The sequence below is a fragment of the Pseudomonas sp. KBS0707 genome, from assembly GCF_005937945.2.
GTDB classification, from domain to species: domain Bacteria; phylum Pseudomonadota; class Gammaproteobacteria; order Pseudomonadales; family Pseudomonadaceae; genus Aquipseudomonas; species Aquipseudomonas amygdali.
Window position 1 is genome coordinate 2,153,864 of the sequence record NZ_CP041754.1, and the last position, 15,730, is coordinate 2,169,593.

The window sequence follows — 15,730 nt, forward strand, 5'->3', positions numbered from 1 at the left end:
CTTCTTTCAAAGGAATGCGAAGTTTCAGTGTGGGTGCTGACGGGTTACGCCAGCATCGAATTGCGCGACGACCTGTTTCCAGCCCGCGTCGACCAGGGCTTTGTCGCCGAGGTCGCTGACAGGTGCGATCGAGGCGCTGCGGTTGATCCAGATGTCAGGCTGGTTGTCCGAATCGATGCGCATCAGAAACGAGCCGGCCACGTTCGGCGTCTGGCTCAGGCCCAGATAGGACTGCTCGAACATTTGCCACGCGTGACCGCCACGGCTCACCGAACTGGCGTCCTGGGCGAACGGCGCAAAGCCCTCGTCACCCAGTTGTTGCGGGGTAACAGGGGTTTGCTGTTCGGTTGCCAGCAGGCGAATTTCGTCGAGGGTCACGCGCAGGTCGGCGTAGATGCCTTGTTCGGCAGCGGTCAGGTCACGTCGCGCATCAAGTTGATGGCTGGCAAGGCTGTGTGTTTCCTGAGTATCACGGTGCAGGCTGACGACTCCGGCCGCGACACCGAGGATCAGCAGGCACAGCAGCATGACGTACAGGGTTTCATGCCCGGCGCCGGCCGGGCGGACGATTTGTCGGGTTGGCGCACTCATGGGCTGGGGATGTCCGCCTGATCGATTTCCACCACATGGCCGGGGCCGGCATCGAACAGCACATAGAACTCGGAAGCCGGACGCTTGAAGGTCACGGTCGAATCCTCACCCAGCTTGCCGGGTACCAGAATGGTTTCGTCATAGCCGATCACGTCGAGGGTCACGCCCGGCGCACCACTGCCGTCGGAAAAACCGCCGGTGCAGCGAATCTGCTCGTTGTCGATCTGTTTGCATTCGCACATCGGGTTGTGCGCCAGTGCGTTGCCACTCAAGCCAAGCAGGCACAGGGCGCTGGCCGTCAGCCAGCGCAGGGAAGGGCGGGCACTCATGGTTTGGCTCCTTGTTTTTTCAGCCACGCCACGGTGGTGGGCGAAGCCTGTTGCAGCGGAATGGAAGTCTGATGCACGGCGCCGTCCCAGCCTTCCATGGTGATCCACAGGTCTGAGTCGGGGCTGGTGTTTTCGGGAATCTGCATGAACGCACTCATGCGGTAGCCACCGCCAAAGAAAATAACCCCGGCGGTGCGCAGGCTGCGTGGTTTGCCGATGCGCAGGTAAGTGGCCTTGACCCGGTCGATGCAGGCGTTGCACAGCGCGGCATTGAAGCTTTTCATGTAGCCCGACGGGCCGGACAGGCGCGGGGCTTCGTTACGGTCTTCGGCCAGACGCAGGCTCCACGGGCCGACCTGAATCTCGCCGACGTCGCGTTGGCCAAGGCCCTGATCGCCGCGATCCAGCGCGTTGTCGGAGAAGTACTTGGGCATGAAGCCCAGCGGAATCAGCACCAGCAGCACGTTGATGTGGAAACGCCATCTGTGCCAGAAACGACTCAGCGACGATGCAGGTTGTGCAACAGCGGCCTTGCTCACAGGCTGTTCTCCGGGGTGCGGGTCGCCAGTGGCGAGCGGGTGGTGTCCGGAGTCGATGCCGGGGTGAAGGTGGCCGGGCTGGTTCTGGACTCACGCTTGAGGGCATTGAGCGTCGCCAGCGCGGTGCGCTTGCTCCAGATCAGCAACCCGCTGAGCACCATCATGCTCAACAGCAGGCCGAAGAACGCCCAGATCAGCTTGATCCAGATACCGCCGAAGTCGCCGGTGTGCAGCGGGCGCATGGATTCGGTGACGAACTCCAGCTTGTTGCGGTCCGACAACAGGTGTGACGCTGCGATTTCGCCACTGTACGGGTTGATTTCGGCGGTCTGAAACATCAGCGGATACCAGCTGCGCCCGCCAACCTGCATGTTGCTGTAGGCATTGAAGGGCGGAGTGATGAAGCTGGCTTCAAGACCTGGAATTCGCTCCTTGGCGATTTCCACGGCCTTTTCCAGACTGATGGTCGGTGCCGGGCGGCCGTCGGCAGTCAGCGGCACGGCGCTGTGTGGAATGATCGAGGCAACCTGGGATTTGCTCGAGATACTGATCTGGTTATCGCCAAGAATCGCCTGAATCAAAAACCACGTGCCGGTGATGGAAATCACCGCAATGAACCAGATCGACCACACGCCGCTGAGGCGATGCAGGTCGCCCCAGTAAATCCGCGGGCCCTGGCTGAAGCGTACCGGCTTGAAAAAGCCGCGCCAGAATTTCTTGTAGACCACCAGCCCGGTCACCAGCGATGCGAGCAGGGGCAGGCCGAGAATCGACACCAGGTACCAGCCCCACGAATAGCCATTGGTGAACGGCACCAGCCACCAACCGTGCAGCGCGCGGGTGAAGCGGCGGAAGTCGAACGACGGCGTGAGGCCCTGAATCACCCCGGTGTAAGGGTTGACGTAAGCCGGCACCGAGCGGCCGTCCGGGTAGGTGACGAACACGCTCAGGGCGAAGTAATCGCCGTCAGGCTGCATGATCGTACCGACGATGAGGTCCGGCTCGTTGCGCTCGATGGTTGCGCGAATCTGCTCGAAGCTCATGCGTTGGGCGTCGTCGGAGGGGCGGTTGTCACGCATCTCCGGGTTGGCCAGCCACATGATTTCCTTGCTGATGACCGCCAGCGTGCCGGTCACACAGACGATCAGCACAAAGAACCAGATGGGCAGGGCAAGCCAGCTGTGGGCGAGAAACCAGATTTTTGAACGGGACTTCTTCGACATGGATAAACAATCTCGATTCACGATGTAAAGCAGCCGCAAAGCGACTCCTTCTGTCTGTACGCGCGGGCGATATAAAGCCTCGCATTCAATTAAAGACGAATGAGAATGAGATTCCTGTAGGAATATTTTGCGTTTAAATGAAAAAAATTGTTTCAGAGCTACCGGAATCCCCCGTATGGCACAGGAAAAGGGCTTGGACGGCTAATTTTCTCGTGGCGAAGTACGTTCAATCTGGACATTGGTGTTGCGCCAGGCCGCAGGGGCTCGGGCGCTTTTGCCATCAAGGGAGAGACATCATGAGTCATGCGTTGAGTTTGGATATCCGGCCGCTGCTTGCAGGGGCGGGCAGCTTGCCCATGCTGGTACAGGCACCCGAACCCGGTCTGGACTTGATGGACGCGCTGGGCGAACTCAAGCCACTGGTGGCCGCGCACCTGTACAGCGCGGGCGGCATTCTGTTTCGCGGCTTCGACGTCGGCGGTGCGGAAGCGTTTCGTGAGTTCGCTGCCGGTTTCGGCGATCCGCTGCTCAACTACGAGTTTGGCTCCACGCCGCGCAGTAACGTGACCAAGGGTGTGTATACCTCCACCGAATACCCGGCGCATCAGAGCATCCCGTTGCACAACGAGCAGGCCTACACGCTGGACTGGCCGATGAAGATCTGGTTCTACAGCATGATCGCGGCGCAGACCGGTGGCGAAACGCCGATTGCCGACAGCCGTGAGATCTACCGGCGCATTCCGGCGCGTATTCGTGATCGCTTCATCGAAAAGAAGCTGATGTACGTGCGTAACTACGGCAACGGGCTCGATGTGGAATGGAGTCAGGTATTCAATACCGAAGATGAGTCCGTGGTCGAAGCCTACTGTCGTGCGCACAACATCGAGTGCGAATGGAAAGACGACGGCGAACTGCGCACCCGCCAGATCTGCCAGGCAATATCACGCCACCCGGTGACCCACGACACCGTCTGGTTCAACCAGGCGCACCTGTTTCACATCTCCAACCTGCAACCGGAAGTGCGCGAAACCCTGCTGGATGTCGTGGATGAAGAAGACCTGCCGCGCAATGTTTACTACGGCGACGGCTCACCCCTCGAAGAAAGCCTGCTGGACGAGATTCGTGGCGTGCTCGACGACTGCACCGTCAGCTTTCCATGGCTGGAAAACGACGTACTGATGCTCGACAACATGCTCACCGCCCACTCCCGCGCACCGTTCACCGGCAAACGCAAAGTGGTGGTGGCCATGGCGCAGGGGCATTCGGATAAGTAGTTGTTTATTGATTTCCGTGCCAACGCTCCGCGCCAGCGTTATACCCCGGTCCTGCAGAACTCAAGTAATCGTGCTTTTGTGGGAGCGGACTTGTCCGCGAAGACGGTAGTTCAGCCGGTACATTTTTGGAGAATGTACCTGCCCTTTCGCGAACAAGTTCGCTCCCACAAGGTTTTAACTACCGTGCGATGCTCCGCGTAGACGCCGGTACTGATGAACACAAGTAATGGTGCTTTTGTGGAAGCGGACCGGGCGACGCTCCCACGGCCTTCGGCCAGAAGCACAAGCGGACTTGTGCCTAACCCTGAAGAGTCGCTCCACGCCACAACAAACCTTTCTAAATATTTCCCCGCCAATTCGTTCTTGTTGATACGACCCCGCCCGACGGTCAGCCCCATTCAGCAAGGATCGACCCATGAACCCCGAACACGCCCAGAAACTCGCTCGCCGTTTTGTCGAGTTGCCCCTTGAAAAACGTCGTCTGTTTCTGGATGGCATGCGCAAGGAGAACATGGATTTCTCGCTGTTCCCGATCCCTTCCTGCGCAGGGCTGGCCGAGCGTGACGGGCTGTCTTATGCCCAGCAACGCATGTGGTTTCTCTGGCAACTGGACCCGCACAGCGCAGCCTACAATCTGCCGATGTCGGTGTGCCTGAATGGCCCGCTGGAGCTGCCGTTGCTGGAACGAGCGTTCAGTGCGCTGGTCGAGCGGCATGAAAGCCTGCGCACCACCTTCGGTCAGGAAGGCGACCGGGCGTTTCAACGTGTTGCGTCGCCGACACCCGTCAGCATCCGCCTGATCGACCTGAGCCAGCAGCCTCACGAACAGCGCTGGGCGAGTGCGCGGCAGGCGATGGCCGAACAGTCGGCGCAGACCTTCGACCTGCAGCGCGGGCCATTGTTTACCGTGCAGGTATTGCGCCTCGCCGAACAGGAACACCTACTACTGCTCAACCTGCACCACATGATCACCGACGGTTGGTCGATGAACGTGCTGATCGACGAATGGCTGCGCGGCTATGACGCGCTGCTGGCTGGTAAACCGCTGCCTTTTCAGCCGCTGCCCGTGCAGTACCGCGACTATGCGCTGTGGCAACGCAGCTGGCTGGAGGCTGGCGAACAGGAACGTCAGCTGGATTACTGGCGCAGCCATCTGGGCGAAGAGCACCCGGTACTGGAGCTGCCCACAGAACGCCCGTATCCGGCGCTGCCCAGCCATGATGGCGCGCGTCTGGAACTGGCGCTGGAGCCCGAGCTGCTGCGTAACCTGAAAACCCTCGCGCAACGTCAGGGCGTGACCCTTTTCGTAGTCCTGCTGGCAACCTTCAAAAGCCTGCTGCACCGCTACAGCGGGCAGACCGACATTCGTGTCGGCGGCCTGATCGCCAACCGCACCCGCAGCGAAACCGAAGGGCTGATCGGCTGTTTTATCAACACCCAAGTGCTGCGCAGTGAAGTGACGGCGCAGACGCGCTTTGTCGATTTGCTGCACACCGTGCGCAATGCCTCGACCGGTGCTCAGGCGCATCAGGAGTTGCCGTTCGACGCGATCATCGACGCCTTGCAACCCGAGCGCAGCCAGAGCCACAACCCGCTGTTTCAAGTGATGTTCAACCACCAGCCGGTGGTTGCCGACCTGCTGGACAAACAATTGAGCGGCGGCCTGCGCGTGGCCAATCTGCCTGCCGAGCAACAGGCACTGGCCCAGCGTTCGCACGCCGCGGCCAGTGATCTGATGCTTGCCACCAGCGGCGAAGGTGAGCAGCTGAACGCCGCTTTCACCTACGCCACTGATATTTTCGACCAGGCGACCATCGCTCGTCTGGCCGCACATTGGCGCAACCTGCTGGCGTCGGTCTGTGCCGACCCGCTGCAAACCGTTGCCGAACTGTCGATGCTGTCGACCGATGAGCGCGCTCAGTTGCTGGATATCGACAGCGCAGCCAAAGCCGACACCACAACCCCCGCGCATCGCCAGTTCGAAGCGCAAGTGCAGCGCACACCGAGCGCTCCGGCATTGATCCTCGCCCGTGAAGGCCAGGCGCCCAGCCTGAGTTACGCCGAACTGAATGAGCGCAGCAACCGTCTGGCCTGGCAACTGCGTGAGCAAGGCGTCGGCCCGGACGTGCTGGTCGGCGTGGCACTGGGCCGTTCGCTGGACATGCCCGTCGCGCTGCTGGCGGTGCTCAAGGCAGGCGGTGCCTATGTGCCGCTGGACCTGAGCGCGCCGAGCGAGCGTCTACGTCATGTGCTGCAGGACAGCGGCCTGAAACTGCTGCTGACCCACAGCCAGCAAAAGACGACGCTGCCTGAGCTGGCGGGTATTCAGTGCCTGTGCATCGATCAGATGAGCAGTGCGGCAGCCAGCCCGCAAAACCCGGACATTGCCGTTGATCCGGCCAATCTGGCCTACGTGATCTACACCTCGGGCTCTACCGGTCGGCCAAAAGGCGTGGCGATCAGTCATGGCGCGCTGGCCGAATTTGTAACGTTGGGCGCGAACTACAGCGACCTGCGCGAAGGCGACCGGGTCCTGCAATTTGCCACCCATAGCTTCGACGGCTTCGTCGAGCAGTTCTACCCACCGCTGTGTCGCGGCGCGGCCGTGGTCTTGCGTGGCAAGCGTTTGTGGGACAGCACCACCTTCCATCAAGCCATCGTCGAACACGGCGTGACCCTCGCGGACTTGCCGGCAGCCTACTGGCTGACACTGGTTCAGGATTTTGCCGCCAGCCCGCCTGCGCATTACGGCGCGCTGCGGCAGATTCACGTCGGCGGCGAGGCGATGGCTGTCGAAGGTCTGCGCCTGTGGCACAAGGCCGGGCTCGGGCACGTGCGCCTGCTCAACACCTATGGGCCGACCGAAGCTACGGTGGTATCGAGCATTCACGATTGCAGTGCACTGACTGCGGAACAGGTGTCGTGGCGCGGTGTGCCGATTGGCAGAGCTCTGGCGGGACGACGGCTGTACGTGCTCGACGATCAACTGAATCTGCTGCCGCAGGGCGCAGTGGGCGAGTTGTATATCGGCGGCCCCGGCCTGGCGCGGGGCTATCACGCCCAGCCCGGCCTTAGCGCCGAGCGTTTCGTGGCTGATCCGTTCGTGCCCGGTGAGCGCCTGTATCGCACCGGTGACCGCGCCAGGCTGCGCGCTGACGGCGCTGTCGAGTACGTCGGTCGGGTCGACCATCAAGTGAAAATCCGCGGTTTCCGTATTGAACTGGGCGAAATCGAATCGCGCCTGCAGCAATGCACAGGCGTGCGCGAAGCGGTGGTACTGGCTGTCGAGCTGGCGGGCAGCACGCAACTGGTCGCTTACGTGGTGCCGCAGGTCATGGCGAACGGCGATGCCGAGCAACTGGCGCTGCGCCAGGGCATCAAGAGCCAGTTGCAATCCAGCCTGCCGGATTACATGGTGCCGACGCATTTATTGCTGCTCCCGGAGTTGCCACTCACGCCCAGCGGCAAACTGGACCGCAAGGCACTGCCAGCGCCCGATTCAAGCCAGTTGCAGGCGCGTTATCGCGCGCCGCACAGCGATGTGGAAATCTGCCTCGCTGCTATTTGGCAAGAAGTCCTGCACGTACAGCAGGTCGGTCTGGATGATCACTTTTTCGAGCTGGGCGGCCATTCGTTGCTTGCCGCGCAAGTCATCGCCCGGATCAAGACGCGACTGGGCATCAGCCTGCCGTTGCGCACCCTGTTTGAAAAACCGCTGCTCAGCGATCTCGCCTTCGAAGTGGCCGCGCTGACCGACAACACAACGGATAACGACTGGAGCGACATGGACCAGTTCATGGACTCACTGGAGGAATTTGGCGCATGACCGGGACCACCGCTGCACGCATCGCGAAACGTTTTGTCGGCCTGCCACTGGAACAACGCCAGCAGTTCCTCGCCCGCTTGCGCCAGGAAGGCAAGGATTTCAGCCTGTTGCCGGTACCGGTCAGCCGTCATGATTTCAGCGCGATTCCGCTGTCGTTCGCCCAGCAACGCCTGCTGTTCCTCTGGCAGCTCGACCCGCAGAGCGACGCCTACAAGATGACCACCGGCCTGCGTCTGCAAGGCCCGCTGAACGAGTCGGCATTGCGCCGCGCCTTTGATCATCTGATCGAGCGCCACGAAGTGCTGCGTACTGTGTTCCATACCGACGGTGATCAGGCGCAGCAAGTGCTGCTGCATGATCAGACCGTGGCGCTGGACAGCATTGATTTGTCCGGTCTGGCTGATGTCGAACTGCGCGATGCCGAACTGGCGTTGCGAGTTATTACCGTCACCAGCCAGCCGTTTGATTTGCGCACAGGCCCGTTGCTGCGTGCGCACCTGTTCCGTCTTGCCAGTGACGAGCATGTGCTGGTGGTGAGCATGCACCACATCGTCTCCGACGGCTGGTCGATGGACGTCATGATTCAGGAGTTCGTGCACTGCTATCAGGCGTATTGCGAAGGTCGCGAACCAGCGCTGCCAGAGCTGCCGCTGCAATACGCCGACTACGCTATCTGGCAGCGCAGCTGGCTGGAGGCGGGCGAGGGCGCGCGGCAACTGGATTACTGGCGCAGCCAGTTGGGTGACGAACAACCTTTGCTGGACGCCGCGCAGGATTTCCCGCGCCCGGTGACACAAAGCTATCAGGGCGAGCACCTGCGCTTTGATTTCGGCGCTGATCTGTCGCGCCAGCTCAACGCCTTTGCGCGCACGCAGGGCATGACCCTGTTCATGCTGGTGCTGGCCGGTTTTTCGCTGTTTCTGTCGCGCAAGGCCGGGCAGCGTGATATCCGCATCGGCGTGCCAAACGCCAACCGCGGCCGTGCTGAAACCGAAGGGTTGATCGGTTTCTTCATCAATACTCAGGTTTTGCGCTGCCAGGTGGACGAGCGCCTGAGCTACCTTGACCTGCTGGTGCAGATCCGTGACACCTCGTTCGGCGCGCAGGCGCATCAGGACGTACCCTTTGAGCAACTGGTCGATCAACTGGCACCCGAGCGCAGCCTGGGCCACAACCCGCTGTTTCAGGCCAAGTTCAACCAGAACGTAATCCTCAAACAGAAAACCGCGCTCAAGCTGGCCGGGCTGGAAGTCAGCGAATACGCCTTCGACGAGCAGGGCGCGCATTTCGATCTGGCGCTGGACATCACCGACGACGGCACGCTGATTCATGGCGACATGGCCTACGCCAGCGACCTGTATCGACGCGCCACCGTCGAAGGGTTCATTCCCGAAATGCTTGCGCTGTTCAAAACCCTGCTCGATGCGCCGCAGGCGCCGTTGTTCAGCCTCGGTGCACTGGCAATCGAGCCACCGCGCCAAGTGCGCGAGGCAGCGCCTCAGGTGCTGCAACTCTGGGACCAGCAGGTGCGGACGCAGCCTGATGCGCTGGCCGCTCGGTGTCTGGATCGCAGCCTGACGACACTGGAACTGGATCAGGCCGCCAATCAGCTGGCCCATCATCTGATCCGGACGGGTATTAGCGAAGGCCAGCCGGTTGCGGTGTTGATGGAGCGTTCGCTGGACTGGCTTACGGCGGTGCTGGCGATCTTCAAGGCCGGTGGTGTGTACATGCCGCTGGACGTCAAAGCCCCCGATGCGCGCCTGCAACAGATGCTGAGCAACGCCCAGGCCAAAGTGCTGCTGTGTGCCGAAGGCGATGTGCGTCAGACGTCACTGGATGTTGCCGGTTGTGAGGGCCTGGCCTGGACACCTGCGCTGTGGCAGGACTTGCCGGTCAGTCGTCCTGATATCACGCTGTCAGCCGATTCAGCGGCTTACGTTATTCATACCTCCGGCTCCACCGGTCAGCCCAAGGGCGTATTGGTCAGCCAGGGCGCGCTGGCCTCTTACGTGCGTGGTCTGCTGGAGCAGTTGCAACTGGCTCCCCAGGCGAGCATGGCGCTGGTGTCGACCATCGCCGCCGACCTTGGTCATACCGTGCTGTTCGGCGCGCTGTGTTCAGGACGCACGCTGCATGTGCTGACTGAGGCGCTGGGTTTCGACCCTGATGCCTTCGCGGCTTACATGGCCGAGCATCAGGTTGGCGTGCTGAAGATCGTGCCCGGTCATCTGGCCGCGCTGTTGCAGGCCAGCCAGCCTGCCGATGTGTTGCCGCAGCATGCACTGATCGTCGGTGGCGAAGCCTGTTCGCCTGCGCTGGTCGAGCAGGTGCGTCAGCTCAAACCGGATTGCCGGGTGATCAACCACTACGGCCCGAGCGAAACCACTGTTGGCGTACTGACCCATGAATTGAAAGTGGACACGATCCCCTGTGGGAGCGAACTTGTTCGCGAAGAGGCCGGCACAGGCTTGCAAAAGGCTGAGGCTCTACTACCGCTTTCGCGAGCAAGCGAAGCGTCGCCCGGCTCGCTCCCACAAGGTTTATATCTATCCACTAAGGTGCCGGTCGGTGCGCCATTGCCGGGGGCCAGTGCTTACCTGCTGGATGATGTGCTGAACCCTGTTGGCACTCAGGTGGCGGGCGAGCTGTACATCGGTGGCGACAGTGTCGCGCTGGGCTACATCGGTCAGCCTGCGCTGACCGCCGAGCGTTTCGTGCCGGACCCGTTTGCAGAGAATGGCGCACGCGCCTATCGCAGCGGCGACCGCATGCGTCGCAATCATCAGGGCTTGCTGGAATTCATCGGCCGTGCCGACGATCAAGTCAAAGTGCGCGGTTATCGTGTCGAGCCTGCCGAAGTGGCGCGGGTGCTGCTGAACCTGCCTTCGGTTGCGCAAGCCAGCGTGCTGGCATTGCCTGTCGATGAAGACGAATCGCGCCTGCAACTGGTGTCCTATTGCGTCGCGGCAGCCGGTGCCAGCCTGACCGTCGACAACCTGCGCGAGCAATTGGCTGCATGCTTGCCCGACTACATGGTGCCCGCTCAGATCATGCTGCTGGACAGCCTGCCGCTGACCGCCAACGGCAAGCTCGACAAGCGCGCCTTGCCCAAGCCGGGCGTGGTCAAACAGCGTTACACCGCGCCGGTCGGCGAGATCGAGGAAAAGCTCGCCGCCGTATGGGCTGACGTACTGAAACTGGAACAAGTCGGCAGCACCGACAACTTCTTCGAACTGGGCGGCGACTCGATCCTCAGCCTGCAGATCATCGCTCGCGCCAAGCGCCAGGGCATCAAACTCAGCCCCAAGCAGTTGTTCGAAAAGCAGACCATCGGCCAGCTGGCCTCGGTGGCAAAACTGATCCAGAAAAGGCCTGCTGCGCTGGTCGAACAGGTCAGTGGCTCGCTGCCGTTGCTGCCGATTCAGGCGCGCTTCTTCGAACTGGACATCCCCGAGCGTCAGCACTGGAATCAGGCGCTGATGCTCAAGCCCCTGCAAACGCTGGATGCAATCCACCTTCAAGCTGCACTGACCGCGCTGATCGAACAGCACGACGCGCTGCGTCTGGGTTTCACCCAGCAAGACGGCCAATGGCAAGCCACATTCGGCGCGCTGAACACTCGCGACCTGCTGTGGGTTCATGAGCTGGACAGCATTGAGCGCTTGCCTGAACTGGCCGACGAGGCGCAGCGCAGTCTTGACCTGAAAAACGGTCCGCTGCTGCGGGCGCTGTTGGTCAACCTGCCGCAGGGCGAGCAGCGTTTGTTGCTGGTGATTCATCATTTGGCCGTCGACGGCGTGTCGTGGCGGGTGCTGCTGGAAGACTTGCAACAGGCTTACGTCGCCCTGACTAAAGGCCAGCTTGTGGCGTTGGCAGCGAAAACCACGTCGCTCAAGCATTGGGCTGAGCAATTGCAACAGTATGCGACCGGCGAAACGCTGACAGCCGAGCGCGATTACTGGCTACACGCTTTACAGGGCGACGATCAACCGCTGCCGCGCGACAAGCCCGAAGGTTCGATGCGCAATCGCGATGCTGCCCATGCCTCATCCTGGTTGAGCAAGGACCTGACCCACAAGCTGCTGAAAGTCGCACCTGCCGCGTACCGCACACAAGTCAACGACCTGCTGTTGACCGCGCTGGCGCAAGTGTTGTGCGAGTGGAGTCAGCAGCCGTCGGTGCTGATTCAGCTGGAAGGGCATGGCCGCGAAGACTTGTTTGACGACACCGATCTTAGCCGTACCGTCGGCTGGTTCAGCAGCCTGTTTCCGGTTCGCCTCACGCCGCAAATCGCGCCGGGTGCGAGCCTGTGCGGGATCAAGGAACAACTGCGTGCCGTGCCAAACAAAGGTATTGGTTACGGCGTATTACATCATCTCGGCGAGCCGTCGTTTAAGCAACAATTGGCCGCCTTGCCGCAGGCACGGGTCACGTTCAATTACCTGGGCCAGTTCGACGGCAGCTTCAACGAACAACAAGGCGCGTTGTTCGTGCCAAGTGCCGACAAAACTGGCACTGCGCTGTGCGAAGACGGCCCGCTGGGCAACTGGCTGAGCCTCAACGGTCAGGTGTTCGATGGCCAGTTGCAACTGGACTGGAGCTTCAGCCGTGAGGTGTACCACGCCTCGACCATCGATACCCTGGCGCGCCGCTACGAGCAGGCGCTGACCACGCTGATCGACCACTGCACCGCCGGGCATCAGGGCGTCACACCGTCGGACTTTCCGCTGGCGCGCCTCATTCAAACGCAACTCGACGGCTTGCCGATTGCTGCGGGCGAGATCGAAGATATCTACCCGCTGTCGCCGATGCAGCAGGGCATGCTGTTCCACTCGCTGTTCGATGAGGGCGCGGGCAACTACATCAACCAGATGCGCGTGAGCATCAGCGGGCTGGATGTGCCGCGTTTCCATAACGCATGGCAATCAGCGGTGAACAACCACGAAGTGCTGCGCAGTTGTTTTATCAGCCAGAGCGAACAGTCGCTGCAAGTCGTGCAACGTCAGGTCACACTGCCTTTTGTCGAGCTGGATGCGCGTGGCAAGCCGCAAAACTGGCTCGACGACTGGGCGCAGGCCGACCGTCAGCAGGGTTTTGATCTGGCGCACGGCCCGCTGTTGCGCCTGGCGGTAGTGCGCACTGGCGACGACGCGTGGCAGCTGATCTACACCAGTCACCATATTTTGATGGATGGCTGGAGCAGCTCGCGGCTGCTGGGCGAAGTGCTGCAACGCTACAGCGGTGAGACGCCGCCGAAACAGGCGGGACGTTATCGCGATTACATCCAGTGGCTACAGGATCAGGACGCTGATGTCAGCGAGCGCTTCTGGACCGCAGAGCTGGCTGAACTGGATGAGCCGACCCGCTTGCTGCAAGCCTTCAAAACATCAACCGATCAGCAGGGCTATGGCGATTACATCCAGTTGATCGATGCCGACGGCACCCGGCGCTTGAGCGAGTTTGCCCGCGAGCAGCACGTGACCCTCAATACGCTGGTGCAATCCGCCTGGCTGTTGCTGCTGCAACGCTATACCGGTCAGTCCAGCGTGACCTTTGGTGCCACGGTGGCCGGGCGTCCGGCTGAATTGCCGGGCGTCGAGGAGCAACTGGGCCTGTTCATCAACACCTTGCCGGTGATCGCCTGCCCGCGTTCGGAACAGACCGTCGGCGACTGGGTGCAGCAGGTGCAGGCGAAGAACATTGCCCTGCGCGAGCATGAGCACACGCCGCTGTATGACATCCAGCGCTGGGCACGTAACAGTGGCGAGGCGCTGTTCGACAACATACTGGTATTCGAAAACTACCCGGTGTCTGAAGCCTTGCAGCGCGCGCCGGACGGTCTGACGTTCAGCGACCTGCGTAATCAGGAGCAAGCGCATTACCCGCTGACCCTGGTGGTCGAGGCCAACGACGTGCTGTCGGTACGTTTCAGTTACGACCGGCAACACTTCAGTGCCGAAGGCATTCTGCAACTGGCGGCGCATTTCGATCACTTGCTGCAAAGCCTCAGTACATCCGCGACGGCACGTCTCGGCGAGTTGACCCTGCCGACTGCCTGGACGCAAAGCGTGCAGCATTACCCGACCGGGCAGTGCGCCCATCAACGTATCGAAACCCAGGCCGAGCGCACGCCGTTGGCCATCGCCCTGACTTTTGCTGGCGAGCAATTGAGATATCAACAGCTCAACAGCCGCGCCAACCAACTGGCCCATAAACTGCGCGAGCAGGGCGTCGGCCCGGATGTTCGCGTGGGGCTGGCCGCTGAACGCAGTCTGGACATGATCGTAGGGATGCTGGCGATCCTCAAGGCCGGTGGTGCATACGTGCCGCTGGACCCGGATTATCCGCAGGATCGCCTGAGCTTTCTGATGCACGACAGCGGTATCGAATTGTTGCTGACCCAGGCGCATTTGCTTGGGCACCTGCCGATTCCTGCACATGTTCAGACACTGGATCTGGCGGATGCGCTGGACAGTTACAGCACGGAAAACCCGGTCAACCAGACCTCGCCGGACAACCTGGCCTACGTGATCTACACCTCGGGCTCGACCGGCAAACCGAAAGGCACCTTACTCGCCCATCACAACCTGATGCGCCTGTTTGCCGCCACGGACGAATGGTTTGCTTTCAACGAAAAGGACGTGTGGACGCTATTCCATTCCTTCGCCTTCGACTTCTCGGTGTGGGAGATTTTCGGCGCGCTGCTGCATGGCGGTCGACTGGTGATCGTGCCGCGCGAAGTGACCCGCTCGCCGGAAGACTTTCATGTGCTGCTGGTGGAGCAGCGCGTCACAGTGCTCAACCAGACGCCCTCGGCGTTCAAGCAGTTGATGCGTGTGGCGTGTGATTCGCCTGTGGCGATGTCACTGGAAAAAGTCATCTTCGGCGGCGAAGCGCTGGACGTGGCCAGCCTGAAGCCGTGGTTCGACCGTTTCGGCGATCAAGCAGCGCAGTTGATCAACATGTACGGCATTACCGAAACCACGGTTCACGTGACCTACAGGCCAATAACCGAGGCCGACACGCGAAACCCGGCCAGCCCGATTGGCGAGGCGATCCCGGATTTGTCGTGGTACGTGCTGGACGCTGATTTCAACCCGGTCGCCCAGGGTTGCAGCGGTGAACTGCACATCGGCCATGCGGGTCTGGCACGGGGTTATCACAATCGCGCGGCGCTGACTGCCGAACGCTTCGTGCCGGACCCGTTCTCCAGCGACGGCGGTCGTCTGTACCGCACCGGCGACCTGGCCCGTTATCGCGCTGCCGGAGTGATCGAGTACGCCGGGCGTATCGACCATCAGGTGAAGATCCGTGGTTTCCGCATCGAACTGGGCGAAATCGAAGCGCGCCTGCAAGCGCACCCGACCGTGCGCGAAGTGATCGTGCTGGCCGTGGACGGGCAATTGGCCGCGTATCTAGTCCCAGCCCAACCTGATCAGGATCAGCAAAGCCTGCGCGAAACCCTGAAGACCGAGCTCCGTGCGCATCTGCCGGATTACATGGTGCCGACGCATTTCATCGTCCTCGACAAGATGCCGCTGACCGCCAACGGCAAGCTGGACCGCAAGGCGCTGCCCGCGCCGGATGCCAGCCGGTTGCAGGCGGCCTACATCGCTCCGCAAGGCGAGTTGGAGCAGCAACTGGCGGCGATCTGGGCCGATGTGCTGAAGGTCGAGCAGGTCGGGCGTAGCGACAACTTCTTTGAGCTGGGCGGGCATTCGTTGCTGGCGGTACAGATGCTGGTGCGAGTGCGCGAGCAGTTGCAGCGCGAGGTCGGCCTCAAGGACCTGTTCGAACAGCCGGTGCTGGCGGACTTCTGCGCCACGCTGCACGAAAAAAATGGCGAAAGTGACCATGCGCTGGACGAATTGACTAAATCACTGGAGGCACTCAAACGTTTATCAGCGGAGGAAATTGATAATTTGATTGCTTAGCAGGAGAGACC

At 61.3% G+C, this 15,730-nt stretch carries 7 protein-coding genes; 3 read left to right on the forward strand and 4 right to left on the reverse strand.

The genetic code is table 11. The features are described from left to right. Nucleotides 1–24: 24 nt before the first annotated feature. Genes FFH21_RS10170 through FFH21_RS10185 form a run of 4 tightly spaced genes read right to left on the reverse strand, consistent with a single transcriptional unit; the run spans nucleotide 25 to nucleotide 2,682 of the window. Nucleotides 25–591: a DUF6162 family protein gene (locus FFH21_RS10170; RefSeq protein ID WP_011168289.1), complete on the reverse strand. Its 567-nt coding sequence runs from the start codon at nucleotides 589–591 to the stop codon at nucleotides 25–27. Beyond that, nucleotides 588–920 (reverse strand): hypothetical protein, encoded by a 333-nt coding sequence (locus FFH21_RS10175; RefSeq protein ID WP_004664615.1) that lies wholly within the window; start codon nucleotides 918–920, stop codon nucleotides 588–590. Before FFH21_RS10175 ends, FFH21_RS10170 begins: the two co-directional genes overlap by 4 nt. Next, nucleotides 917–1,459 (reverse strand): hypothetical protein, encoded by a 543-nt coding sequence (locus FFH21_RS10180; protein ID WP_004660192.1) that lies wholly within the window; start codon nucleotides 1,457–1,459, stop codon nucleotides 917–919. The genes FFH21_RS10175 and FFH21_RS10180 overlap by 4 nt, the downstream gene beginning before the upstream one ends. Beyond that, complete coding sequence (locus FFH21_RS10185; protein WP_011168290.1) at nucleotides 1,456–2,682, reverse strand: PepSY domain-containing protein; 1,227 nt, start codon at nucleotides 2,680–2,682, stop codon at nucleotides 1,456–1,458. The genes FFH21_RS10180 and FFH21_RS10185 overlap by 4 nt, the downstream gene beginning before the upstream one ends. Nucleotides 2,683–2,978: 296 nt before the next feature. On the opposite strand from FFH21_RS10185, the gene FFH21_RS10190 reads away from it, so the two are divergent. From FFH21_RS10190 to FFH21_RS10205, 3 genes are all read left to right on the forward strand, one after another. Further along, nucleotides 2,979–3,956 carry a TauD/TfdA family dioxygenase gene (locus tag FFH21_RS10190; protein ID WP_004664616.1) on the forward strand — a complete coding sequence of 326 codons (978 nt, stop codon included), beginning with the start codon at nucleotides 2,979–2,981 and terminating at the stop codon, nucleotides 3,954–3,956. Nucleotides 3,957–4,371: 415 nt separating this feature from the next. Next, on the forward strand, nucleotides 4,372–7,782 hold the full coding sequence (locus FFH21_RS10200; RefSeq protein WP_041924503.1) for a non-ribosomal peptide synthetase: 3,411 nt from the start codon (nucleotides 4,372–4,374) through the stop codon (nucleotides 7,780–7,782). Further along, the gene (locus FFH21_RS10205; protein ID WP_011168292.1) at nucleotides 7,779–15,719 is read left to right on the forward strand and encodes a non-ribosomal peptide synthetase; all 7,941 of its coding nucleotides are present in this window, start codon (nucleotides 7,779–7,781) and stop codon (nucleotides 15,717–15,719) included. The genes FFH21_RS10200 and FFH21_RS10205 overlap by 4 nt, the downstream gene beginning before the upstream one ends. The last annotated feature ends 11 nt before the right edge of the window (nucleotides 15,720–15,730 follow it).

Excerpts from the sequence above, each read along its gene's own strand:
- FFH21_RS10185 (WP_011168290.1), bottom strand. The coding sequence starts at position 2,682 with ATGTCGAAGAAGTCCCGTTCAAAAATCTGGTTTCTCGCCCACAGCTGG.
- FFH21_RS10190 (WP_004664616.1), top strand. The coding sequence starts at position 2,979 with ATGAGTCATGCGTTGAGTTTGGATATCCGGCCGCTGCTTGCAGGGGCG.
- FFH21_RS10175 (WP_004664615.1), bottom strand. The coding sequence starts at position 920 with ATGAGTGCCCGCCCTTCCCTGCGCTGGCTGACGGCCAGCGCCCTGTGC.
- FFH21_RS10170 (WP_011168289.1), bottom strand. The coding sequence starts at position 591 with ATGAGTGCGCCAACCCGACAAATCGTCCGCCCGGCCGGCGCCGGGCAT.
- FFH21_RS10205 (WP_011168292.1), top strand. The coding sequence starts at position 7,779 with ATGACCGGGACCACCGCTGCACGCATCGCGAAACGTTTTGTCGGCCTG.
- FFH21_RS10200 (WP_041924503.1), top strand. The coding sequence starts at position 4,372 with ATGAACCCCGAACACGCCCAGAAACTCGCTCGCCGTTTTGTCGAGTTG.